This is a genomic window from Streptomyces sp. NRRL S-1022 (assembly GCF_000720135.1).
Classification (GTDB): Bacteria; Actinomycetota; Actinomycetes; order Streptomycetales; family Streptomycetaceae; genus Streptomyces.
In genome coordinates, this window is record NZ_JOIU01000012.1 from 99,414 (window position 1) to 121,117 (window position 21,704).

Consider the following 21,704-nt stretch of genomic DNA (forward strand, 5'->3'; position numbering starts at 1 on the left):
ATTTGCGGTCGGCGCTGGGCTGCGCCTGGCGCCGACCGTGAACAGTTTATCGGGCACACCCGGTCGGCTGGCCACCGTCTCGCCTCTCGGGAGCGCTGTGACCTGCGGCACGGGCATTCTGCACAATGGCGAGCGGCCTTGGCCAGGGTCGCCACACCCGATCCGGGCGTGGCGTGAACTCGATCCCGAGTTCCCCCGTTCGCCAGTGCCGGGTTTAGCCCAGTCGGCGTACGACCAGGTCCCAGACGGTGTCGGCGAGGGCCTCCTTGGGGCCGTGCGGCACCGGGGTCTCGCTGCCGTCGGCGCCCAGGACGACGGCCTCGTTCTCCTCGGCGCCGAAGGTCTTGCGCTCCCCCACCTCGTTGACCACGAGGAGGTCGCAGCCCTTGCGGGCGAGCTTGGTGCGGCCGTTGGCGAGGACGTCGTCGGTCTCGGCGGCGAAGCCGACGACCACCTGTCCGGGGCGGGCGCGGTCGGCGGAGATCTCCGCGAGGATGTCCGGATTCCGCACCAGGACGATCGGGTCGGGGTCCTGGCCGTCCTTCTTCTTGATCTTCCCGGCGGCGTAGGCGGCCGGGCGGAAGTCGGCGACGGCGGCGGCCATGACCACGGCGTCCGCGTCCGCGGCGGCCTTCAGGACGGCCTCGCGCAGCTGGACGGCGGTGCCGACGCGGACCACGTCCACCCCCGCCGGGTCGGGCAGCCCGGTGTTGGCCGAGACAAGTGTCACCCGGGCGCCGCGGGCGGCGGCGGTGCGGGCGAGCGCGTAGCCCTGCTTGCCGGAGGAGCGGTTGCCGAGGAAACGGACCGGGTCCAGGGGCTCGCGGGTACCGCCGGCGGAGACCACCACGTGCCGGCCCGCGAGGTCGGGCTCGGCGGCGCCCCGGGCCAGCACCCGGCGGCACACCTCGAAGATCTCCGCCGGGTCGGGCAGCCGGCCCTTGCCGGTGTCGACACCGGTGAGGCGGCCGACGGCCGGCTCGACGACGACGGCGCCGCGGCGGCGCAGCGTGGCCACGTTCTCCTGGGTGGCCGGGTGCTCCCACATCTCGGTGTGCATCGCCGGGGCGAAGACGACCGGGCAGCGGGCGGTGAGCAGGGTGTTGGTCAGCAGGTCGTCGGCGAGACCGTGGGCGGCCTTGGCGAGCATGTCGGCGGTGGCCGGGGCCACCACCACCAGGTCGGCGTGCTGGCCGATGCGGACGTGCGGAACCTCGTGGACGTCGTCCCAGACCTCGGTCGAGACCGGGTTGCCGGAGAGGGCGGACCAGGTGGCGGCGCCGACGAAGTGCAGCGCGGAGGCGGTGGGCACCACGCGGACGTCGTGGCCCGACTCCGTGAACCTTCTCAGCAGCTCACAGGCCTTGTAGGCGGCAATGCCACCGCTGACCCCCAGCACGACCTTCGGCTTGTCCACCATGGCTCCTCGCCTTCGAGAATCTGCAACACCCATGACACACCACAGGCCCGGCAGCATGACTGCCGGGCCTGTGGACAAGTCGATCGCAATCAGAAGATACGACTGCGAGTACTGCGGCGAGTACTACTGCGCCGGGCCCTCGACGGCCTCGGAGGTCAGCAGACCGGCGTTGATCTCGCGCAGGGCGATCGACAGCGGCTTCTCGTGGACGTGGGTGTCGACGAGCGGACCGACGTACTCAAGGAGGCCCTCACCGAGCTGCGAGTAGTACGCGTTGATCTGGCGGGCACGCTTGGCCGCGTAGATCACGAGGCTGTACTTCGAGTCGGTCGCCTCGAGAAGCTCGTCGATCGGCGGGTTGATGATGCCCTCGGGCGCGGTGATGGAAGAGGACACGCTCTACCTTCCGATGGATGGAAAAGAATCAGACATCGTGATCACAATCACGATCACACAACGTCCATCAAGGCTAGCAGCTCGCGGGCCACGTCCTCGACGGAGGTGTTGACCAGGGTCACATCGAACTCCGGCTCGGCCGCCAGCTCGGTCCTCGCGGCCGCCAGGCGGCGCTCGATGACCTCCGGCGGCTCGGTTCCCCGGCCGGTAAGCCTGCGCACGAGCTCCTCCCAGGAGGGCGGAGCCAGGAACACCAGCTGGGCGTCGGACAGCGACTCGCGGACCTGCCGGGCGCCCTGGAGGTCGATCTCCAGCAGGACCGGCTCGCCGTTCTCCAGCCGCTCCTGCACGGCCGCGCGGGGCGTGCCGTAGCGGTTGCCGGCGAACTCGGCCCATTCAAGCAGCTCGCCGTTGGCGATCAGCTTGTCCATCTCCTCGTCGGTGACGAAGAAATAGTGGACTCCATGCTGCTCGCCGGGGCGCGGCTTGCGGGTGGTCGCCGACACCGAGAGCCAGACCTCGGGGTGTTCCTTGCGCATATGGGCGACGACCGTGCTCTTGCCGACCCCCGAGGGGCCGGAGAGCACGGTCAGCCGCGGACGTACGTCCGGGGGCTCGGGGGTCGTCCCCCGGAATGTTGCAGCCATGCAGCGATTATTCCAGCAATCCCGGAGTGCCCGGGACTCCCTGTCCGCCGGGAGGCGGACTCAGGAGCCGGTGCTGCCGAACTCACGCTCCAGGGAAGCGATCTGGTTCGAACCGAGACCCCGCACGCGGCGGCTCTCGGAGATACCCAGACGCTCCATGATCTGCTTGGCGCGGACCTTGCCCACGCCGGGCAGCGACTCAAGGAGGGCGGAGACCTTCATCTTGCCGATGACGTCGTTTTCCTGGCCCTGCTTGATGACCTCGTGCAGGGAGGCGCCGGAGTGCTTGAGTCGATTCTTGACCTCGGCCCGCTCCCGGCGAGCCGCGGCGGCCTTTTCGAGCGCGGCTGCGCGCTGTTCAGGGGTAAGGGGCGGAAGAGCCACGCCTACGTCACCTCGGATGTCGAACTGTCGGATACGGACCGGTGAGGAACCTAGTCGCCCCACACCTGGGGAGCCACGAGCAACACGCTGCCCGTTCTCCCCCACTGCCTGAAGGGCGTGGGAGGTGTCCCCACTGCTCGGAGACTAGCGGGCAAGTCCGCCAGAGTCAGCGAGAACAGCGGAAAAGTCCTGGTCAGCCTCCGTCAGGCCGGACATTTCAGACATAATGCCCTCGATTTGAGGATGTATTCACACTCAAGTCGGCGCGATCCCGCTCCACGGAGCACCTCGCCGGGGCTCAGACCCCGGCGACGGCCGCCTGGATCTCGGTCGCGAACCGCTCGGCCGCCCCGCGCAGCGCGCTGACGTCGGGACCGTGACGCAGAACACCCCGGCTGACGTTCGGCACGACGTTCCGGACGGCCGGTCCGAAGACCGAGGGAAGGTCGGCCGGCGTCGCGCCCTGCGCCCCGATGCCGGGCGCGAGGAGCGGCCCGTTGATGTCCAGGTCGTACACGGACAGGTCGCCGAGCGTGGCGCCGACGACCGCGCCGAAGGAGCCCAGCGGCTTCTCCCCCGCGTTCTCGGCCGCCAGGTGGGCCAGCATGGTCGCCCCGACGCTCCGCCCGTCGGCGCGCACGGCGTGCTGCACCTCGCCCCCCTCCGGGTTCGAGGTCAGCGCCAGCACGAACAGGCCGGCGCCGCTCTCCCGGGCCAGCGCGACGGCCGGGCTGAGCGAGCCGTAGCCGAGGTACGGCGAGACGGTCAGGGCGTCGGAGAACAGCGGGGCGTCCGGGTGCAGGAACGACTCGGCGTAGGCCGCCATGGTCGAGCCGATGTCGCCGCGCTTGGCGTCCATCACGACCAGGGCGCCGGCCGCCCGCGCCTCCTGGACCGACTTCTCCAGGACGGCGAGGCCGCGCGAGCCGAACCGCTCGAAGAAGGCGCTCTGCGGCTTCAGGACCGCCACCCGGCCGGCCACGGCCTCGACGACCGTGCGGCTGAACCGCTCCAGGCCGGCCACGTCGTCGTCCAGGCCCCACTCGGCGAGCAGGGAGGCGTGCGGGTCGATGCCCACGCACAGCGGGCCGCGCTCGTCCATGGCGCGGCGCAGCCGGGCGCCGAACGGCTCCAACGGGCTCATGCGGGCTTCCTCACGTCGGCGCCGACCGCGTCGGCGAGGGTGGCGTACGGGCTGGTGCGCAGGCGGGCGGCAAGCCCCTTGTGGACGGCCCGGCACCAGAAGGGGCCCTCATAAATGAAGGCGCTGTAGCCCTGGACCAGCGTGGCACCGGCCAGGATGCGCTGCCAGGCGTCCTCGGCGGTCTCGATGCCGCCGACGCCCACCAGGGTGATCCGGTCGCCCACGCGCGCGTACAGGCGCCGCAGGACCTCCAGGGAGCGCTCCTTGAGCGGCGCGCCGGACAGGCCGCCGGTCTCCTTGACCAGCGCGGCGGAGGACCGCAGGCCGAGGCCCTCGCGCGCGATGGTGGTGTTGGTGGCGATGATGCCGTCCAGGCCCAGCTCCACGGCGAGGTCGGCGACCGCGTCGACGTCCTCGTCGGCGAGGTCGGGGGCGATCTTCACCAGGAGCGGGACGCGGCGGTTCGCGACCGTGCGGTCGGCGGCCTCGCGCACGGCGGTGAGCAGCGGGCGCAGGTGGTCCACCGCCTGGAGGTCGCGCAGGCCGGGGGTGTTCGGGGAGGAGACGTTGACGACCAGGTAGTCGGCGTACGGCGCGAGGCGCTCGGCGGACTTCACGTAGTCGGCGACGGCCTCCGCCTCCGGGACGACCTTGGTCTTGCCGATGTTGACGCCGACCACGGTCCTGAAGACCGGCTCGCGGGTGGCCAGGCGGGCCGCCACGGTGAGGGAACCGTCGTTGTTGAAGCCCATGCGGTTGATCAGGGCGCGGTCCGCGACCAGGCGGAACAGGCGCTTCCTGGGGTTGCCGGGCTGCGGCTCGCCCGTCACGGTGCCGATCTCGACGTGGTCGAAGCCCAGCATCGACATGCCGTCGATGGCCACGGCGTTCTTGTCGAAGCCGGCGGCGAGCCCGAAGGGGCCGTGCATGCGCAGCCCGAAGGCCTCCGTGCGCAGCTCCTTGTGGCGGGGCGCCAGGGCGGCCGCGACGAAGGTGCGCAGCACGGGGACGCGGGCGGCGAGGCGGATCCAGCGGAAGGCCAGGTAGTGGGCCTTCTCGGGGTCCATACGCTGGAAGACCAGCTTGAAGAAGATGGTGTACATGGTGTCCTCGTGAAGAGGGGGACACCGTTTCCGGTGTCCCCCTCGGGGCTGCTAGTCGCGGGCCGCGGTCAGGTGGGCCGCGTGTTCCTGGAGCGAACGGACGCCCACGTCCCCGTGGTTGAGGGCGTCGATGCCCTGGACCGCCGCCGCGAGCGCCTGGACGGTCGTCAGGCACGGCACGGAGCGGGCCACCGCGGCCGTACGGATGTCGTAGCCGTCGAGGCGGCCGCCGGTGCCGTACGGGGTGTTGACGATGAGGTCGACCTCGCCGTCGTGGATCAGCTGGACGATGGTCCGCTCGCCGTTCGGGCCGGTGCCCTCGGACTGCTTGCGCACGACCGTGGCGTTGATGCCGTTGCGCTTGAGGACCTCGGCGGTGCCGGAGGTGGCCAGCAGCTCGAAGCCGTGGGCGACCAGCTCGCGCGCCGGGAAGATCATCGAGCGCTTGTCGCGGTTGGCGACCGAGATGAACGCGCGGCCCTTGGTGGGCAGCGGGCCGTAGGCACCGGCCTGCGACTTGGCGTACGCCGTGCCGAAGACGGAGTCGATGCCCATGACCTCGCCGGTCGAGCGCATCTCCGGGCCGAGGACGGTGTCCACACCGCGGCCGTGGATGTCGCGGAAGCGCGACCACGGCATGACGGCCTCCTTGACGGAGATCGGCGCGTCCAGCGGCAGCTCGCCGCCGTCGCCGTTCTGCGGCAGCAGCCCCTCGGCGCGCAGTTCGGCGATGGTCGAGCCCAGCGAGATGCGGGCGGCGGCCTTCGCGAGCGGCACCGCGGTCGCCTTGGAGGTGAAGGGGACCGTGCGGGAGGCGCGCGGGTTGGCCTCCAGGACGTAGAGGATGTCGCCGGCCATCGCGAACTGGATGTTGATCAGGCCGCGCACGCCGACACCCTTGGCGATGGCCTCCGTGGAGACGCGCAGCCGCTTGATGTCGAAGCCGCCGAGGGTGATCGGGGGCAGGGCGCACGCCGAGTCGCCGGAGTGGATGCCGGCCTCCTCGATGTGCTCCATGACGCCGCCGAGGTACAGCTCCTCGCCGTCGTAGAGGGCGTCGACGTCGATCTCGATCGCGTCGTCCAGGAAGCGGTCGACGAGGACCGGCCGGGAGGGGCTGATCTCGGTCGACTCGGCGATGTAGGAGGCGAGGCGGGTCTCGTCGTAGACGATCTCCATGCCGCGGCCGCCGAGGACGTACGAGGGCCGCACCAGGACCGGGTAGCCGATCTCGTCGGCGATGGCCTTGGCCTCCTCGAAGGTGGTGGCCGTGCCGTGCTTGGGCGCCGGCAGGCCCGCCTCCGCGAGGACCCGGCCGAAGGCGCCCCGGTCCTCGGCCGCGTGGATGGCCTCGGGGGACGTACCCACGATCGGCACGCCGTTGTCCTTCAGGGCCTGCGAGAGGCCCAGCGGGGTCTGGCCGCCCAGCTGCACGATCACGCCCGCGATCGGGCCGGCCTGCTGCTCGGCGTGGACGATCTCCAGCACGTCTTCCAGCGTCAGCGGCTCGAAGTACAGGCGGTCGGAGGTGTCGTAGTCCGTGGAGACGGTCTCCGGGTTGCAGTTGACCATCACGGTCTCGTACCCGGCGTCGGACAGCGCGAAGGAGGCGTGGACGCAGGAGTAGTCGAACTCGATGCCCTGGCCGATGCGGTTCGGGCCGGAGCCCAGGATGATCACCGCGGGCTTCTCGCGCGGCGCGACCTCGGTCTCCTCGTCGTAGGAGGAGTAGAAGTACGGCGTCCTCGCGGCGAACTCGGCGGCACAGGTGTCGACCGTCTTGTAGACCGGGCGGACGCCGAGCGCGTGCCGGACCTCGCGGACGACGTCCTCGCGCAGGCCGCGGATCTCGGCGACCTGCTGGTCGGAGAAGCCGTGCCGCTTGGCCTCGGCGAGCAGCTCGCGGGTCAGCTCGGGCGCCTCGGCCAGCTCGTCCGCGATCTCCTTGATCAGGAAGAGCTGGTCGACGAACCACGGGTCGATCTTCGTGTACTCGAAGACCTCCTCGGGGGTGGCACCCGCGCGGATGGCCTGCATGACCGTGTTGATCCGGCCGTCGGTGGGCCGTACGGCCTCGCGCAGCAGGGTCTCCTTGTCGCCGGGCTCGCCGGTGAAGGCGAACTGGCTGCCCTTCTTCTCCAGGGAGCGCAGGGCCTTCTGGAAGGCCTCGGGGAAGTTGCGGCCGATGGCCATGGCCTCGCCGACCGACTTCATGGTGGTGGTCAGCGTGGAGTCGGCCTGCGGGAACTTCTCGAAGGCGAACCGCGGGGCCTTGACGACCACGTAGTCGAGCGTGGGCTCGAAGGAGGCCGGGGTCTCCTGCGTGATGTCGTTCGGGATCTCGTCCAGCGTGTAGCCGACGGCCAGCTTCGCGGCGATCTTGGCGATCGGGAAGCCGGTGGCCTTGGAGGCGAGCGCGGAGGACCGGGACACGCGCGGGTTCATCTCGATGACGATCACGCGGCCGTCCTCGGGGTTCACCGCGAACTGGATGTTGCAGCCGCCGGTGTCGACGCCGACCTCGCGGATGATCGCGATGCCGACGTCGCGCAGCACCTGGTACTCGCGGTCGGTCAGCGTCATCGCCGGGGCGACGGTGATCGAGTCGCCGGTGTGCACGCCCATCGGGTCGAAGTTCTCGATGGAGCAGACGACCACGACGTTGTCGTGCTTGTCGCGCATCAGCTCCAGCTCGTACTCCTTCCAGCCGAGGATGGACTCCTCCAGGAGCACCTCGGTGGTCGGGGAGAGCGTGAGGCCCTGGCCGGCGATGCGGCGCAGCTCCTCCTCGTCGTGCGCGAAGCCCGAGCCGGCGCCGCCCATGGTGAAGGACGGGCGGACGACGACCGGGTAGCCGCCGAGGGTCTCGACGCCCTTGAGGACGTCGTCCATGGAGTGACAGATCACCGAGCGGGCGGACTCGCCGTGCCCGATCTTCTTGCGGACCTCCTCCACGACGTCCTTGAACAGGTCGCGGTCCTCGCCCTTGTGGATCGCCTCGGGCTTGGCGCCGATCAGCTCGACGCCGTACTTCTCCAGGACACCGTTCTCGTGCAGCGAGATGGCGGTGTTCAGGGCCGTCTGGCCGCCCAGGGTGGGCAGCAGGGCGTCGGGGCGCTCCTTGGCGATGATCTTCTCGACGAACTCGGGGGTGATCGGCTCGACGTAGGTGGCGTCGGCGATCTCCGGGTCGGTCATGATCGTCGCCGGGTTGGAGTTGACCAGGACGACGCGCAGGCCCTCGGCCTTGAGCACGCGGCACGCCTGGGTGCCGGAGTAGTCGAACTCGGCGGCCTGGCCGATGACGATCGGGCCGGAGCCGATGACCAGGACGGACTGGATATCGGTGCGCTTAGGCACGCTGGCCCTCCATCAGGGAAACGAAGCGGTCGAACAGGTAGGCGGCGTCGTGCGGACCGGCTGCCGCTTCGGGGTGGTACTGGACGGAGAAGGCCGGCTGGTCGAGCAGCTGCAGCCCCTCCACGACGTCGTCGTTCAGGCAGACGTGGGAGACCTCGGCACGGCCGAACTTCGTCTCGCTGACCTTGTCGAGCGGCGCGTCCACGGCGAACCCGTGGTTGTGCGCGGTGACCTCGACCTTGCCGGTCGTACGGTCCTGGACCGGCTGGTTGATGCCCCGGTGGCCGTACTTCAGCTTGTAGGTGCCGAAGCCGAGGGCGCGGCCGAGGATCTGGTTGCCGAAGCAGATGCCGAACAGGGGCGTCCTGCGCTCCAGGACGGCGGTCATCAGCGCGACCGGACCGTCGGCGGTGGCCGGGTCGCCCGGGCCGTTGGAGAAGAACACGCCGTCCGGGTCGACGGCGTAGACCTCGTCGGCCGTGGCGGTGGCGGGCAGGACGTGCACCTCGATGCCGCGCTCGGCCATGCGGTGCGGGGTCATGCCCTTGATGCCGAGGTCGATGGCCGCGACCGTGAACCGCTTCTCGCCGACGGCCGGGACGACGTACGCCTCCTTGGTCGCGACCTCCTCGTAGAGGCTCGCGCCCTTCATGTGCGGCTGGGCCTGCACGCGCTCCAGCAGCTCCGCCTCCGGGGCGATCGCCTCACCGGAGAAGACGCCGGCGCGCATGGAGCCGCGCTCGCGCAGGTGGCGGGTCAGGGCCCGGGTGTCGATGCCGGAGATCCCGACGACGCCCTGCCGCTCCAGCTCGTCGTCGAGGGAGCGCTTGGCCCGCCAGTTGGACGGCACGCGCGCGGGGTCGCGCACGACGTAGCCGGAGACCCAGATGCGGCCCGACTCGTCGTCCTCGTCGTTCCAGCCGGTGTTGCCGATCTGCGGCGCGGTCGCGACGACGATCTGGCGGTCGTACGACGGGTCGGTGAGGGTCTCCTGGTAGCCGGTCATGCCGGTGGAGAACACGGCCTCGCCGAAGGTCTCCCCCACGGCCCCGTAGGCACGGCCGCGGAAGGTGCGGCCGTCCTCCAGGACGAGTACGGCGGGAAGCGCCTGGTTCCTCTGAGAGGAGCTTCCCCTGGTGGAGGTCGTCATCGTGCGCCTTCCGTGTCGGTAATCATGTGGTTCAGGGTGTCGACCCACTCGGTGTGCTCCGCCGCGCGGTCGGAGCGGAAGCCGGAGTCGATCAGTTTGTCGCCCAGTGCCCAGGTCACCACCAGCAGTCCGCCCTCGGTGAGGACCTTGCCGGCGATGCCCTTGTCCAGACGGGCGCCGCGCAGGGCGGCCGTGGGGACGAAGAAGTCGGTCGCTCCGGGGCGCTCGACCTCCAGGCCCGCGTCGGTCAGGGTGAGCTCGGCCCGGCTGCGGGTGCCCAGGCCGTGGGCCACGATGCGGTCCAGCCACTGCCCGGCGGTGGTGGAGCCGTGGTAGCGGCCGCTCATCGTCAGTCTCGCCTCACCGGGCCGCTCCGGCGCGGTGGGCAGCGCCGGGAGGTCGCCCTGGAGGGTGCCGCGCCACTTCCAGCCCTCACGCATCAGCCAGTAGACCAGCGCGATGAAGAGGGCCAGTCCGACGAGCCAGCCGATGCGGGCCCCCCAGTCGGTGACCTCGGCCGACTTCTTCGCCTCGGCCAGCAGGATTACAGGTGTCACGTGAGCTTCCCGTCGACGAGCGTGGCCTTGCCCCGCAGCCACGTGTGCGTCACACGGCCCGGCAGCTCACGCCCCTGGTAGGGGGTGTTGCGGCTGCGCGAGGCGAAGCCCGCGGGGTCCACCTGGCCACGGTATGCCGTGTCGACGAGGGTGAGGTTGGCGGGCTCACCAGCCGAGACGGGACGGCCGTGCCCGGTGGCCTGTCCGATCTGCGCGGGCCTGGCGGACATGCGGTCGGCGACGCCGGCCCAGTCCAGCAGGCCCGTGTCGACCATGGTCTCCTGGACCACCGACAGCGCGGTCTCCAGGCCGACCATGCCCATGGCGGCGGCGGCCCACTCGCAGTCCTTGTCCTCGTGCGGGTGCGGGGCGTGGTCGGTGGCGACGATGTCGATCGTGCCGTCGGCGAGCGCCTCGCGCAGGGCCAGCACGTCGCGCTCGGTGCGCAGCGGCGGGTTGACCTTGTAGACGGGGTTGTAGGTGCGCACCAGCTCATCCGTGAGGAGCAGGTGGTGCGGGGTGACCTCGGCGGTGACCTGGATGCCCCGGGACTTGGCCCAGCGGACGATCTCGACGCTGCCGGCGGTCGAGAGGTGGCAGATGTGGACGCGGGAGCCGACGTGGTCGGCGAGCAGCACGTCCCGCGCGATGATCGACTCCTCGGCGACGGCCGGCCAGCCGCCCAGGCCCAGCTCGGCGGAGACGACGCCCTCGTTCATCTGGGCGCCCTCGGTGAGGCGCGGCTCCTGCGCGTGCTGGGCGACGACCCCGCCGAAGGCCTTCACGTACTCCAGCGCGCGCCGCATGATCACCGCGTCGTCCACGCACTTGCCGTCGTCGGAGAAGACGGTGACGCCGGCGGCGGACTCGTGCATGGCGCCCAGCTCGGCGAGCTTCCTGCCCTCCAGGCCGACGGTGACCGCGCCGATGGGCTGCACGTCGCAGTAGCCGTGCTCCCTGCCGAGCCGCCAGACCTGCTCGACCACGCCGGCGGTGTCGGCGACCGGGAAGGTGTTGGCCATGGCGAACACGGCCGTGTACCCGCCGCTCGCCGCCGCGCGGGTGCCGGTGAGGACGGTCTCGGAGTCCTCGCGGCCCGGCTCGCGCAGGTGGGTGTGCAGGTCGACCAGGCCGGGGAGCAGCACCTTGCCAGCCGCCTCCACGACCTCGGCACCCTCGGCGGACAGGCCGGCGCCGACCGCCTCGATGACCTCGCCGTCGATCAGGACGTCCTGCGGCTCGCCGCCGAGCACCTTCGCACCGCGGATCAGGATCTTGCTCATGTGTCTTACTTCTCCTCGGTACGAGAGTGGGTGACGGCCGGCTCGTTGCCGCCCAGCAGCAGGTACAGGACGGCCATCCGGATGGAGACGCCGTTGGCGACCTGCTCGACGGCGGTGCAGCGGTCGGAGTCGGCGACCTCGGCGGTGATCTCCATGCCGCGCACCATCGGGCCGGGGTGCATCACGACGGCGTGCTCGGGCAGCTTGGCCATCCGGTCGCCGTCGAGGCCGTAGCGCCGCGCGTACTCGCGCTCGGTGGGGAAGAAGGCCGCGTTCATGCGCTCGCGCTGGACGCGGAGCATCATCACGGCGTCGCTCTTGGGGAGCACGCTGTCGAGGTCGTACGAGACCGCGCACGGCCAGGACTCGACGCCGACCGGCACCAGGGTGGGCGGGGCGACCAGGGTGACCTCGGCGCCGAGGGTGTGCAGCAGGTCGACGTTGGAGCGGGCGACCCGGCTGTGCAGGACGTCGCCGACGACGGTGATCCGCTTGCCGGACAGGTCCTGGCCGAGCCCGGCGTCGCGGCCGATCAGCCGGCGTCGCATGGTGAAGGCGTCCAGCAGCGCCTGGGTGGGGTGCTGGTGGGTGCCGTCGCCGGCGTTGATGACGGCGGCGTCGATCCAGCCGGAGTTGGCCAGGCGGTACGGGGCCCCGGAGGCGCCGTGCCGGATGACCACGGCGTCGACGCCCATGGCCTCCAGGGTCTGCGCGGTGTCCTTCAGGGACTCGCCCTTGGAGACGCTCGACCCCTTGGCGGTGAAGTTGATGACGTCGGCCGAGAGGCGCTTCTCGGCGGCTTCGAAGGAGATACGCGTGCGCGTGGAGTCCTCGAAGAAGAGGTTGACGATCGTGCGGCCGCGCAGGGTCGGCAGCTTCTTGATCGGCCGGTCGGCCACCCGGGCCATCTCCTCGGCGGTGTCGAGGATCAGGACGGCGTCGTCGCGGGTGAGGTCGGCGGCCGAGATGAGATGACGCTGCATCTGTCAGGCTCCGTAAGGCAATTCGGGAAGGCGGGGGTGTGGGGGTGTCCCCACAGGGCACAGCCGGGCAAGCGGGCACATCGCTCGGCGTGGCCGAGCACCCGGATTGCTACTGCGCGGTCGGCTTCGCGCCGAGCAGCACGGTGTCGCGACCGTCCTCCTCGGCGAGCTGGACCTTGACCGTCTCCCGCAGCGACGTGGGGAGGTTCTTGCCGACGTAGTCGGCGCGGATGGGCAGTTCGCGGTGGCCGCGGTCGACCAGGACCGCGAGCTGCACCGCGCGCGGGCGCCCGATGTCGTTCAGGGCGTCGAGGGCGGCGCGGATGGTGCGGCCGGAGAAGAGCACGTCGTCGACGAGGACGACCAGCTTGCCGTCGATGCCGTCACCGGGGATCTCGGTGCGGGCCAGCGCACGCGGGGGGTGCATGCGCAGGTCGTCGCGGTACATGGTGATGTCGAGCGAGCCGACCGGGATCTTGCGGTCGGTGATCTGCTCCAGCTTGGCGGCGAGCCGCTGGGCGAGGAAGACGCCCCGGGTCGGGATGCCGAGGAGCACCACGTCGTCGGCGCCCTTGGCGCGCTCGACGATCTCGTGGGCGATGCGGGTCAGTACCCGCGCGATGTCGGGGCCCTCAAGGACGGGCCGGGCATCGGACGCGTGCGGCTGCGCAGGCGAGTCGTGCTTGTCCATAAGAAACGGACCTCCTTCTCCGCCTCACGGGACGGATCTTAAAGGACGTCGGAATTGCGCCATCTACGGTAGCAGGTCACCGGGCAGGCCTCCGCCACCCCTCGGGCACGCGTGCGGCACCCTTGCGTCACCCCGATTTCACCCGGTTGGCCCAACCCGCCGCCACTACCACGGAAGAGTCGGTGTGGACCATTCGGCTTGACGCAGGAGAGTCACGCTGCGTAACCTCACAGTGAGTTACCAGCCGCGCGGCGGGAAGACAGTCCGGTCGCGTCGACACAGTGTCCGGGGAGCTATATGTCCAGCGAATACGCCAAACAGCTCGGGGCCAAGCTCCGGGCCATCCGCACCCAGCAGGGCCTTTCCCTCCACGGTGTCGAGGAGAAGTCCCAGGGTCGCTGGAAGGCCGTGGTGGTCGGTTCGTACGAGCGCGGCGACCGCGCCGTGACCGTGCAGCGACTCGCCGAGCTGGCCGATTTCTATGGCGTTCCGGTGCAGGAGCTCCTGCCGGGCACCACGCCGGGCGGCGCCGCCGAGCCGCCGCCGAAGCTGGTCCTCGACCTGGAGCGGCTGGCCACCGTGCCGGCCGAGAAGGCGGGCCCCCTGCAGCGCTACGCGGCGACGATCCAGTCCCAGCGCGGCGACTACAACGGCAAGGTGCTCTCCATCCGCCAGGACGACCTGCGCACACTCGCCGTCATCTACGACCAGTCCCCCTCGGTCCTCACCGAGCAGCTGATCAGCTGGGGCGTTCTGGACGCGGACGCGCGTCGCGCGGTCGCCACCCACGAAGACGCGTAAGCACTCCACAGCCTCAGCAGAAACGTGCCGCCCGGGGTGGCCGGAACCATGCGGTTCCGGCCACCCCGGCGGCGTTCGGGCGTCCGGGCGTCCGCATCTTCGCCGGAACGCCGGAGGGCCCGCAGCACAGGCGTGCTGCGGGCCCTCCGGTGGTGGCGTGCGGGGCGGTCAGGCCTCGTCCCGGCGCAGGGACGGCTTGAGCTCCTTCAGGCGGCCCAGCAGTCCGTTGACGAACGAGGGCGACTCGTCGGTCGAGAACTCCTTCGCCAGCTGCACCATCTCGTCCAGGACGACGGCGTCCGGGGTCTCGTCGACCCAGATCAGCTCGTACGCGCCCAGCCGCAGGATGTTGCGGTCCACGACCGGCATACGGTCGAGCGTCCAGCCGACCGCGTACTGGGCGATCAGCTCGTCGATCCGCCTGGCGCGCACGGCGTAGCCCTCGACCAGCTGCATCGTGTACTCGCTGACCGGTGGCTGCCGGGTGTCGGACCGGGAGAGCCGGATCCAGTCCGCGAGGACCGTCAGGACGTCGGCGCCGCGCTGGTCGCCCTCGAAGAGGATCTGGAAGGCGCGCTTGCGGGCCGTGTTGCGGGCAGCCACGGTTAGCTGTTCACCCGGCCGAGGTAGTCGCTGGTGCGGGTGTCGACCTTGATCTTCTCACCGGTGGTGATGAAGAGCGGGACCTGGATCTGGTGGCCGGTCTCCAGGGTGGCGGGCTTGGTGCCACCGGTGGAGCGGTCGCCCTGGACGCCCGGCTCGGTCTCCTGGACGGTCAGCTCGACGGCGGCCGGCAGCTCGACGAAGAGCACCTCGCCCTCGTGCTGCGCGACGGTGGCCGTGAAGCCCTCGATGAGGAAGTTGGCGGCGTCGCCGACGGCCTTACGGTCGACCATCAGCTGGTCGTAGGTCTCCATGTCCATGAAGACGAAGTACTCGCCGTCCATGTACGAGAACTGCATGTCGCGCTTGTCGACAGTGGCCGTCTCGACCTTGACACCGGCGTTGAAGGTCTTGTCGACGACCTTGCCGGAGAGCACGTTCTTGAGCTTGGTGCGCACGAAGGCGGGGCCCTTGCCGGGCTTGACGTGCTGGAACTCGACGACGGACCAGAGCTGGCCGCCTTCGAGCTTGAGCACCAGGCCGTTCTTGAGGTCGTTCGTGGAAGCCACGGTTGCGGAATCTCCTGGACTGACGTGGACGACCCCGGGGGCACGCACTCCTACAGCGCGAGCAGCTCCTTGGTCGTGATGGTGAGTAGCTCGGGTCCGCCGTCCGCCTCAGGGCGCACGACGAGCGTGTCATCGATCCGGACGCCGCCCCGGCCCGGGAGGTGGACCCCCGGTTCGACGGTGACCGGCACGCAAGCGTCCAGTTTACCCATGGCCGAGGGGGCCAACTGCGGGTCCTCGTCGATTTCCAGTCCGACACCGTGGCCGGTCAGCGGTGGCAGGGCCTCCGCATAGCCCGCGGAGTCCAGCACCTGGCGGGCCGCGCGGTCGACGTCACGGTAGGCGGCGCCGGGTGCCAGGGCCTCGCGTCCGGCACGCTGAGCGGCGAAGACGAGGTCGTAGAGCTGGATCTGCCAGTCCGCGGGCGAGGTGCCGATGACGAAGGTGCGGCCGATCTCGCAGCGGTAGCCGCGGTAGGTGGCGCCCAGGCACACGGAGAGGAAGTCGCCCTCCTCCACCCGCCGGTCGGTGGGGCGGTGGCCGCGGCGGCCGGCGTGCGGTCCGGTGGCCACGGAGGTGGAGAAGGCCGGCCCGTCGGCACCGTGGTCGACCAGGCGCCGCTCCAGCTCCAGGGCGAGGTGCCGTTCGGTGCGGCCGACCAGGATGGACTCCAGCAGCTCGCCGAGGGCCTGGTCGGCGATCTCGGCGCCGATGCGCAGGCAGGAGATCTCCTCCTCGTCCTTGACCACCCTGAGCTGTTCGACGGCTCCGCCGAGGTCGGCGAGGCGGAGCCTGGGGGCCACGGAGCCGATGGCCCGGTGCCGGGCGACGGTGAGGTGGTGTTCCTCGACCGCCAGGGAGTCTGCGTCCTGACCGGCGGCGATGCCGGCCGCCGCGACGGCGGCGTCACCGTCGCTCGTCGGGAGGACGTGCAGGCGCAGGTTCTCGTCCGGCCGGCCTTCGTGGGGGCGGTCGTCCGGCGGGCCGGCGCAGACCAGGAGATCCTCGCGTCTGCCGAGCAGCAGGACGGCGCCCTGCGGGGCTGCGGCGGCGAGGTAGCGGACGTTGGCCGGGCGGGTGACGAGCGCTGCCGCGGTGCCGGCCGCGTTGACGTGGTCCCTCAGCCGGGATCGGCGGTTCGCGTACACCTCTGACATGAGATGAGCGTAGGAGTTTTGTGCGGGTTGTGCCGATTCGTGGGGGCCGAGTGGGGCTCCCGGGCAGGTGGCGGGCGGTGCGGCCGGCCTGGCGGGGGGCGGTGCGGCCGGCCGTCAGCGGTCGGCCCGGCGCGGTGCGGCCGTCAGCGGTCGGCCCGGCGCGGTGGGGCGAGCCGCCGACGGTCGGCCCGGTGCGATGCGGCCAGCCGCCGACGGTCGGCCCGGTGCGATGCGGCCAGCCGCCGGCCCGGCGCGGTGCGGTGCGGCCGGCCGTCAGCGGTCGGCCCGGCGCTGTGCGGCGAGCCGTCGACGGTCGGCCCTGTGCGGTGCAGCCAGCCGCCGACGGTCGGCCCTGTGCGGTGCAGCCAGCCGCCGACGGTCGGCCCGGCATGGTGCGGCCAGCCGCTGACAGTCGGCCCGGCGTAGTGCGGTCAGCCGTTGGCCTGGCGCGGGGAGCCGCCGACGGCGGCCGGCCCGGCCCGGTGCGGTCACCAGTTAGGCGGGCTCGCGATCGCCCGGGCCAGGACCTCGTCCAGCACGCGGGCCGTGCCGGGGACGTCCAGCTGGGAGTTGTCGATGATCGGCAGGCCCGAGCCGTACCAGCCGGCCATGCGGCCGTGGATGCGGGCCACCTCCTCGTCGGTGAGGCGACGGTTGCCGGTGCGTTCGGCGTTGCGCTCCAGGACGACGTCCAGGCCCGGCAGGAGGACCACCGGGAGCAGGCCGGGTCCCACGTGCCGCTTCCAGCCGCCCAGACCCACGACCGGGCGGTCCGGAAAGACGGCGTCGTCCAGGATGCAGGAGATGCCGTTGGCGAGGAAGTTGCGGGCGGCGAAGCCGCAGGTGCGGCGGGCCAGGCGGTACTGCGCCTCGGAGTGGTCGTTCCAGCCGGACTGGGGGTCGGCGAAGCCCGAGCGGACCCATTCGCGGACGTCGTCCAGGCTGATGTGGGCCGTGGGGACACGGCGGTGGTCCGCCCAGTACTTGGCGACGCTGGTCTTGCCCGCGCCGGCCGGGCCGATGAGCAGGACGGCGAGGGTGGTGGCCGTCGGGTCCGTCGCGGTGGCCGCCGCGGGCGCGCCGACCGGGCCGCCGGGTGGCAGTTGCACGTGCCCGGTGGTATCGGGGGCCGGCGCTCCCGAGGTGTGCTGCGGCGGCACCGGCCCGGAGGGGGCCGGGGGCTGCTGCGGGGCGGGCGGCACGGGGCCCGGCGGGACCGGGAACCCCGGCCCCGGCGGCGGGGGGACGGGCGCGGGTCCCTGGGAGGTGCCCGGGTGGTGCGCGGCCGGCGCCCAGCCGGCGTGCGGTCCCTGCCCCTGCTGGTGGGGCGGCGGCAGCGGTGACCCCACTGCGTGCTGCATCCGTTGCCACTCCGTCTCGTACAGGCGATGCGTGCCGGCAGCGGGGCGTACCCCGCTTCTTGCCGAACGGTACCGTCCCCGGCCGTCGTTTGGTGAAACGGCCGGGGGCGGCCCGAAGTGCCCGGTGGGCGAGGGAAATCGGACGCGGGGGGAACAGCTCGGCGGAACGGACCGGGACGGACCCTAAGTTACTGGCCGACCTCGCCGTAGGCGGCGAGGAGCACGGCCGGGTCCGGGCCCTCCAGGACGGTCGGCCTGGCCAGGCCGTCCAGGACGATGAAGCGCAGCAGGTCGCCGCGGGACTTCTTGTCGACCTTCATCGTCTCCAGCAGCTTGGGCCACTGGTCGTAGCGGTAGTGCAGCGGGAGGCCGACGGACTCCAGGACGGTGCGGTGGCGGTCGGCCGTCGCATCGTCAAGACGCCCCGCCAGGCGGCCCAGTTCGGCGGCGAAGTGCATGCCGACCGCGACGGCCGCCCCGTGCCGCCACTTGTACCGCTCGTTCTTCTCGATCGCGTGGCCGAGCGTGTGGCCGTAGTTGAGGATCTCCCGCAGGCCCGACTCCTTCAGGTCCGAGGAGACGACCTCCGCCTTGACCCGGATGGACCGCTCGATCAGCTCGGCCGTGTGCGGGCCCGCAGGGGTGCGGGCGGCCTCCGGGTCGGCCTCGATCAGGTCCAGGATCACCGGGTCGGCGATGAACCCCGCCTTGATGACCTCGGCGAGACCGGAGACGTAGTCGTTCACGGCCAGGGAGTCCAGCGCCGCCAGGTCGCACAGCACGCCGGCCGGCGGGTGGAAGGAGCCGACCAGGTTCTTGCCCTCGGCGGTGTTGATGCCGGTCTTGCCGCCGACCGCCGCGTCCACCATGGCCAGCACGGTGGTCGGGACGGCGATCCAGCGCACCCCGCGCAGCCAGGTCGCGGCCACGAACCCGGCCAGGTCCGTGGTCGAGCCGCCGCCGACCCCGACGATGGCGTCGGTGCGGGTGAAGCCGCACTGGCCGAGCGCCTTCCAGCAGTAGGCGGCGACCTCGGCGGTCTTGGCCTCCTCGGCGTTGGGCACCTGGATGGCGACGGCCTCGTAGCCCTGGTCGGCCAGATCGGCGCGCAGTGCCTCACCGGTCTCGGCCAGCGCCTCGGGGTGGATCACGGCGACCCGCTTGGCCTGATCGCCGATCAGCCCGGTCAGCTCGCCCAGCAGCTGCCGGCCCACCAGCACCTCGTACGGGTCGGTGCCCGCGGTGCCGGCGACCGGGATCCGGGTGAGTGCCTCGCTCATACCTGCTTCAACTCCAGTGCTTCCCATGCCGCCTGCGTGACTTCTTCGGGCGTGCGGCCGTCCGTCGCCACGACGGCGGTGGCGACCTCCTCGTACAGGTGCCGGCGCGCCTCCATCAGCTCGCGCCACTGCTTGCGCGGGTTGACCGCGAGCAGCGGGCGGGCCACGTTCAGGCCGGTGCGCCTGACGGCCTCCTCGACCTCCATCGACAGGTAGACCACCCGGTGCCCGGCCAGCAGCGCCCGGGTGTCCGGGTCGAGGACCGCCCCGCCGCCGAGTGCCACGACACCCGGGTGCTCGGCGAGCGCGGTCCGTACGGCGGCCTTCTCCAGCGCGCGGAAGGCCGCCTCGCCCTCGTCCACGAAGATCTCGGCGATCGTGCGGCCCTGGGCCGCCACGATGTCCTCGTCGGTGTCCCGGTAGCCGACGCCGAGACGCTCGGCGAGCAGCTGTCCGACGGTGGACTTGCCCACGCCCATCGGACCGACCAGCACGACCGCGGGCATGCCGCTCACCTGATGGCCAGGCTGTCGAGGTACGACGTCACGTTGCGGCGGGTCTCCGGCACGGAGTCACCGCCGAACTTCTCCGCGACCGCGTCCGCGAGGACGAGCGCCACCATGGCCTCGGCGACGATGCCGGCCGCCGGGACGGCGGAGACGTCGGAGCGCTGGTGGTGCGCCTGGGCGGGCTCGCCGGTGGTGACGTCCACGGTCCGCAGCGCGCGCGGCACGGTGGCGATCGGCTTCATCGCGGCACGCACCCGCAGCAGCTCACCCGTGCTGAGGCCGCCCTCGGTGCCGCCCGAGCGGCCGGAGACGCGCCGGATGCCCTCCGGCGTGCTGACGATCTCGTCGTGTGCCTGGGAGCCGGGCACGCGGGCCAGCTCGAAGCCGTCGCCGACCTCGACGCCCTTGATCGCCTGGATGCCCATGAGCGCGCCGGCGAGGCGGGCGTCCAGCTTGCGGTCCCAGTGCACGTGCGAGCCGAGGCCGACCGGGACGCCGTAGGCCAGCACCTCGACCACGCCGCCCAGGGTGTCGCCGTCCTTGTGGGCCTGGTCGATCTCGGCGACCATCGCCTTCGAGGTGTCCGCGTCGAGGCAGCGCACCGGGTCCGCGTCGAGCTTCTCGACATCGGCCGGGGTGGGGTGGACGCCCTGCGGGGCCTTCACGGAGCACAGCTCGACCACGTGGGAGACGATCTCGATGCCGGCGGTCTCCTTGAGGTACGACCGGGCGACCGCGCCGAGCGCGACCCGGGCCGCCGTCTCCCGCGCCGAGGCGCGCTCCAGGATCGGGCGGGCCTCGTCGAAGCCGTACTTCTGCATGCCGGCGAGGTCGGCGTGGCCGGGGCGGGGGCGGGTCAGCGGAGCGTTCCGGGCGAGGCCGGCGAGGATCTCCGGGTCGACCGGGTCGGCCGCCATGACCTGTTCCCACTTCGGCCACTCGGTGTTGCCGACCATGATCGCCACCGGCGAGCCGAGGGTCAGCCCGTGCCGGACGCCGCCGAGGAAGGTGACCTCGTCACGCTCGAACTTCATGCGCGCACCGCGGCCATAGCCGAGCCGCCGCCGCGCCAGGTGGTCCGCCACCATGTCCGTGGTGATCGGCACGCCGGCGGGAAGACCCTCCAGCGTCGCGACAAGTGCGGGACCGTGGGACTCCCCCGCGGTCAGCCAACGCAGCCTGCTCAACGGTGCTCCTCAGTGCTCGCGCCCGGTACTGCCCTGCGCACGCGCGTCCTGGCGTGCGGTGACGGCGCCACCGGGTGCGCGACCCCGGTTCGCCACCTCCGATCCTCCCACGTCCGGGGGCGGGGACCGGCCGCCGGTCCAGCAGGCGGACGCGCGCGTGGGCGTCAGCGGGCCGCGAGCGCCTTCTCGCCGGCGTGCCGCATGGCCTCCAGCGGGCCCGGGGCGCGCCCGGTCATCTGCTCGAACTGGAGTACGGCCTGGTGGACCAGCAGGTCCAGTCCGCTGACCACGGCGCCGCCGAACATGGACCAGCGGGCCGCCAGCTCGGTGGGCCAGGGCTCGTAGAGCACGTCGAAGAGGGTGGCGGGGCGTTCGGGTACGGCGGCGGCGAGGGCGTCGGTGGTGCCGGCGGGCGTGGTGGCGATCACCAGCGGGGCGCGCAGCGCCTCGGCCGCGTGCGACCAGTCCGCCGTACGGACCTCCACGTCGAGCCGTTCGCCCCACTGCCGCATCTCGGCGGCGCGGGCCTCGCTGCGGACGTAGGCGACGACCTCGCCGGTGCAGACCCGGGCCAGCGCGGCGAGCGCGGAGGACGCGGTGGCGCCGGCGCCGAGGATCGCGGCGGAGTCGACCTGTTCGATGCCGTGCTCGCGCAGGGCGGCCACCATGCCGGGGATGTCGGTGTTGTCGCCGAGCCGGCGTCCGTCCTCGGTGAGGACCAGCGTGTTGACGGCGTCGACCGAGGCGGCCGTGTCGCTGATCTCGTCGAGCAGCGGGATGACCGCCCGCTTCAGCGGCATGGTCAGCGACAGCCCGGCCCACTCCGGGCCGAGCCGGTCCAGGAACCCGGGCAGGGCGGCCTCGTCGACGTCGAAACTGTCGTACGACCAGCCGGCGAGTCCGGCCGCCTCGTACGCGGCCCGGTGCAGCGCCGGGGAGAGGGAGTGGGCGATCGGCGAACCGAGCACCGCGGCACGACGGCCGTCAACTGCCTTCGATGTCATGGAGAGCTGCCCTCGAATTCCACGGATTCAGGCTACCTGACCGACCTTCCGCCCCTCCTGCCGCAGGCGGGTGAGTCGCGCCCATCAGTTGGCGAGTGCCCTGCGCAGGAGCACG

Annotated in this window: 21 protein-coding genes; 1 reads left to right on the forward strand and 20 read right to left on the reverse strand. The window is 71.7% G+C overall.

Annotated elements, in window-relative coordinates; all coding sequences use genetic code 11:
* Nucleotides 1-214: 214 nt before the first annotated feature.
* From coaBC to pyrR, 12 genes are all read right to left on the reverse strand, one after another.
* Nucleotides 215-1,417 carry a bifunctional phosphopantothenoylcysteine decarboxylase/phosphopantothenate--cysteine ligase CoaBC gene (gene coaBC, locus IG05_RS0118205; RefSeq protein ID WP_030343820.1) on the reverse strand — a complete coding sequence of 401 codons (1,203 nt, stop codon included), beginning with the start codon at nt 1,415-1,417 and terminating at the stop codon, nt 215-217.
* 126 nt (nt 1,418-1,543) lie between these two features.
* On the reverse strand, nt 1,544-1,816 hold the full coding sequence (gene rpoZ, locus IG05_RS0118210; protein ID WP_003982715.1) for a DNA-directed RNA polymerase subunit omega: 273 nt from the start codon (nt 1,814-1,816) through the stop codon (nt 1,544-1,546).
* A gap of 53 nt (nt 1,817-1,869) precedes the next feature.
* A complete protein-coding gene (gene gmk / locus IG05_RS0118215; RefSeq protein ID WP_051790040.1) occupies nt 1,870-2,463 on the reverse strand; it encodes a guanylate kinase in 594 nt (197 codons plus the stop codon).
* Between the two features lie 60 nt (nt 2,464-2,523).
* Nucleotides 2,524-2,847, reverse strand: a complete 324-nt coding sequence (locus IG05_RS0118220; protein ID WP_003977346.1) for an integration host factor — start codon at nt 2,845-2,847, stop codon at nt 2,524-2,526.
* Between the two features lie 298 nt (nt 2,848-3,145).
* On the reverse strand, nt 3,146-3,991 hold the full coding sequence (pyrF, locus tag IG05_RS0118225) for an orotidine-5'-phosphate decarboxylase (protein ID WP_030343824.1): 846 nt from the start codon (nt 3,989-3,991) through the stop codon (nt 3,146-3,148).
* Nucleotides 3,988-5,094: a quinone-dependent dihydroorotate dehydrogenase gene (locus IG05_RS0118230; RefSeq protein WP_030343825.1), complete on the reverse strand. Its 1,107-nt coding sequence runs from the start codon at nt 5,092-5,094 to the stop codon at nt 3,988-3,990. Before IG05_RS0118230 ends, pyrF begins: the two co-directional genes overlap by 4 nt.
* A gap of 51 nt (nt 5,095-5,145) precedes the next feature.
* A complete protein-coding gene (gene carB / locus IG05_RS0118235) occupies nt 5,146-8,454 on the reverse strand; it encodes a carbamoyl-phosphate synthase large subunit (protein WP_030343827.1) in 3,309 nt (1,102 codons plus the stop codon).
* Nucleotides 8,447-9,604 carry a glutamine-hydrolyzing carbamoyl-phosphate synthase small subunit gene (carA, locus tag IG05_RS0118240; RefSeq protein ID WP_030343829.1) on the reverse strand — a complete coding sequence of 386 codons (1,158 nt, stop codon included), beginning with the start codon at nt 9,602-9,604 and terminating at the stop codon, nt 8,447-8,449. The genes carB and carA overlap by 8 nt, the downstream gene beginning before the upstream one ends.
* Nucleotides 9,601-10,161, reverse strand: coding sequence for a hypothetical protein (locus IG05_RS0118245; protein WP_030343830.1), 561 nt, complete (start codon nt 10,159-10,161; stop codon nt 9,601-9,603). The genes carA and IG05_RS0118245 overlap by 4 nt, the downstream gene beginning before the upstream one ends.
* Nucleotides 10,158-11,444 (reverse strand): dihydroorotase, encoded by a 1,287-nt coding sequence (locus IG05_RS0118250; RefSeq protein ID WP_030343832.1) that lies wholly within the window; start codon nt 11,442-11,444, stop codon nt 10,158-10,160. The genes IG05_RS0118245 and IG05_RS0118250 overlap by 4 nt, the downstream gene beginning before the upstream one ends.
* Before the next feature lie 5 nt (nt 11,445-11,449).
* Nucleotides 11,450-12,427: an aspartate carbamoyltransferase catalytic subunit gene (locus IG05_RS0118255; protein WP_030343833.1), complete on the reverse strand. Its 978-nt coding sequence runs from the start codon at nt 12,425-12,427 to the stop codon at nt 11,450-11,452.
* A gap of 109 nt (nt 12,428-12,536) precedes the next feature.
* Nucleotides 12,537-13,118 carry a bifunctional pyr operon transcriptional regulator/uracil phosphoribosyltransferase PyrR gene (gene pyrR / locus IG05_RS0118260; RefSeq protein WP_030343835.1) on the reverse strand — a complete coding sequence of 194 codons (582 nt, stop codon included), beginning with the start codon at nt 13,116-13,118 and terminating at the stop codon, nt 12,537-12,539.
* Between the two features lie 297 nt (nt 13,119-13,415).
* Here pyrR and bldD point away from each other — a divergent pair, with 297 nt between their 5' ends.
* Nucleotides 13,416-13,919 carry a transcriptional regulator BldD gene (gene bldD, locus IG05_RS0118265; RefSeq protein WP_020938842.1) on the forward strand — a complete coding sequence of 168 codons (504 nt, stop codon included), beginning with the start codon at nt 13,416-13,418 and terminating at the stop codon, nt 13,917-13,919.
* A 168-nt stretch (nt 13,920-14,087) separates the two neighbouring features.
* Here the strand turns inward: bldD and nusB are convergent, their stop codons facing one another.
* From nusB to IG05_RS0118305, 8 genes are all read right to left on the reverse strand, one after another.
* Nucleotides 14,088-14,522, reverse strand: coding sequence for a transcription antitermination factor NusB (nusB, locus tag IG05_RS0118270; protein WP_030343837.1), 435 nt, complete (start codon nt 14,520-14,522; stop codon nt 14,088-14,090).
* Nucleotides 14,523-14,524: 2 nt separating this feature from the next.
* Nucleotides 14,525-15,091: an elongation factor P gene (gene efp, locus IG05_RS0118275; protein WP_009187601.1), complete on the reverse strand. Its 567-nt coding sequence runs from the start codon at nt 15,089-15,091 to the stop codon at nt 14,525-14,527.
* Nucleotides 15,092-15,141: 50 nt separating this feature from the next.
* Nucleotides 15,142-16,248 (reverse strand): aminopeptidase P family protein, encoded by a 1,107-nt coding sequence (locus tag IG05_RS0118280; RefSeq protein ID WP_030343839.1) that lies wholly within the window; start codon nt 16,246-16,248, stop codon nt 15,142-15,144.
* 488 nt (nt 16,249-16,736) lie between these two features.
* Nucleotides 16,737-17,609, reverse strand: a complete 873-nt coding sequence (locus tag IG05_RS0118285) for a Pro-rich N-terminal domain-containing protein (RefSeq protein WP_030343841.1) — start codon at nt 17,607-17,609, stop codon at nt 16,737-16,739.
* Between the two features lie 188 nt (nt 17,610-17,797).
* Entirely contained in the window at nt 17,798-18,889 is a 1,092-nt protein-coding gene (aroB, locus tag IG05_RS0118290) for a 3-dehydroquinate synthase (protein ID WP_030343843.1), read from the reverse strand.
* Nucleotides 18,886-19,395 (reverse strand): shikimate kinase, encoded by a 510-nt coding sequence (locus IG05_RS0118295; RefSeq protein ID WP_030343844.1) that lies wholly within the window; start codon nt 19,393-19,395, stop codon nt 18,886-18,888. The genes aroB and IG05_RS0118295 overlap by 4 nt, the downstream gene beginning before the upstream one ends.
* 5 nt (nt 19,396-19,400) lie before the next feature.
* A complete protein-coding gene (gene aroC / locus IG05_RS0118300; RefSeq protein ID WP_030343846.1) occupies nt 19,401-20,585 on the reverse strand; it encodes a chorismate synthase in 1,185 nt (394 codons plus the stop codon).
* Between the two features lie 164 nt (nt 20,586-20,749).
* A complete protein-coding gene (locus IG05_RS0118305) occupies nt 20,750-21,589 on the reverse strand; it encodes a shikimate dehydrogenase (protein ID WP_030343848.1) in 840 nt (279 codons plus the stop codon).
* Between the last annotated feature and the right edge of the window lie 115 nt (nt 21,590-21,704).

Coding starts and splice junctions, on each gene's coding strand:
- pyrF (WP_030343824.1), bottom strand. CDS start 3,991: ATGAGCCCGTTGGAGCCGTTCGGCGCCCGGCTGCGCCGCGCCATGGAC.
- IG05_RS0118285 (WP_030343841.1), bottom strand. CDS start 17,609: ATGCAGCACGCAGTGGGGTCACCGCTGCCGCCGCCCCACCAGCAGGGG.
- IG05_RS0118255 (WP_030343833.1), bottom strand. CDS start 12,427: ATGCAGCGTCATCTCATCTCGGCCGCCGACCTCACCCGCGACGACGCC.
- IG05_RS0118230 (WP_030343825.1), bottom strand. CDS start 5,094: ATGTACACCATCTTCTTCAAGCTGGTCTTCCAGCGTATGGACCCCGAG.
- IG05_RS0118295 (WP_030343844.1), bottom strand. CDS start 19,395: ATGCCCGCGGTCGTGCTGGTCGGTCCGATGGGCGTGGGCAAGTCCACC.
- IG05_RS0118250 (WP_030343832.1), bottom strand. CDS start 11,444: ATGAGCAAGATCCTGATCCGCGGTGCGAAGGTGCTCGGCGGCGAGCCG.
- IG05_RS0118280 (WP_030343839.1), bottom strand. CDS start 16,248: ATGTCAGAGGTGTACGCGAACCGCCGATCCCGGCTGAGGGACCACGTC.
- carA (WP_030343829.1), bottom strand. CDS start 9,604: ATGACGACCTCCACCAGGGGAAGCTCCTCTCAGAGGAACCAGGCGCTT.
- aroB (WP_030343843.1), bottom strand. CDS start 18,889: ATGAGCGAGGCACTCACCCGGATCCCGGTCGCCGGCACCGCGGGCACC.
- gmk (WP_051790040.1), bottom strand. CDS start 2,463: ATGGCTGCAACATTCCGGGGGACGACCCCCGAGCCCCCGGACGTACGT.
- pyrR (WP_030343835.1), bottom strand. CDS start 13,118: ATGGACAAGCACGACTCGCCTGCGCAGCCGCACGCGTCCGATGCCCGG.
- bldD (WP_020938842.1), top strand. CDS start 13,416: ATGTCCAGCGAATACGCCAAACAGCTCGGGGCCAAGCTCCGGGCCATC.
- IG05_RS0118305 (WP_030343848.1), bottom strand. CDS start 21,589: ATGACATCGAAGGCAGTTGACGGCCGTCGTGCCGCGGTGCTCGGTTCG.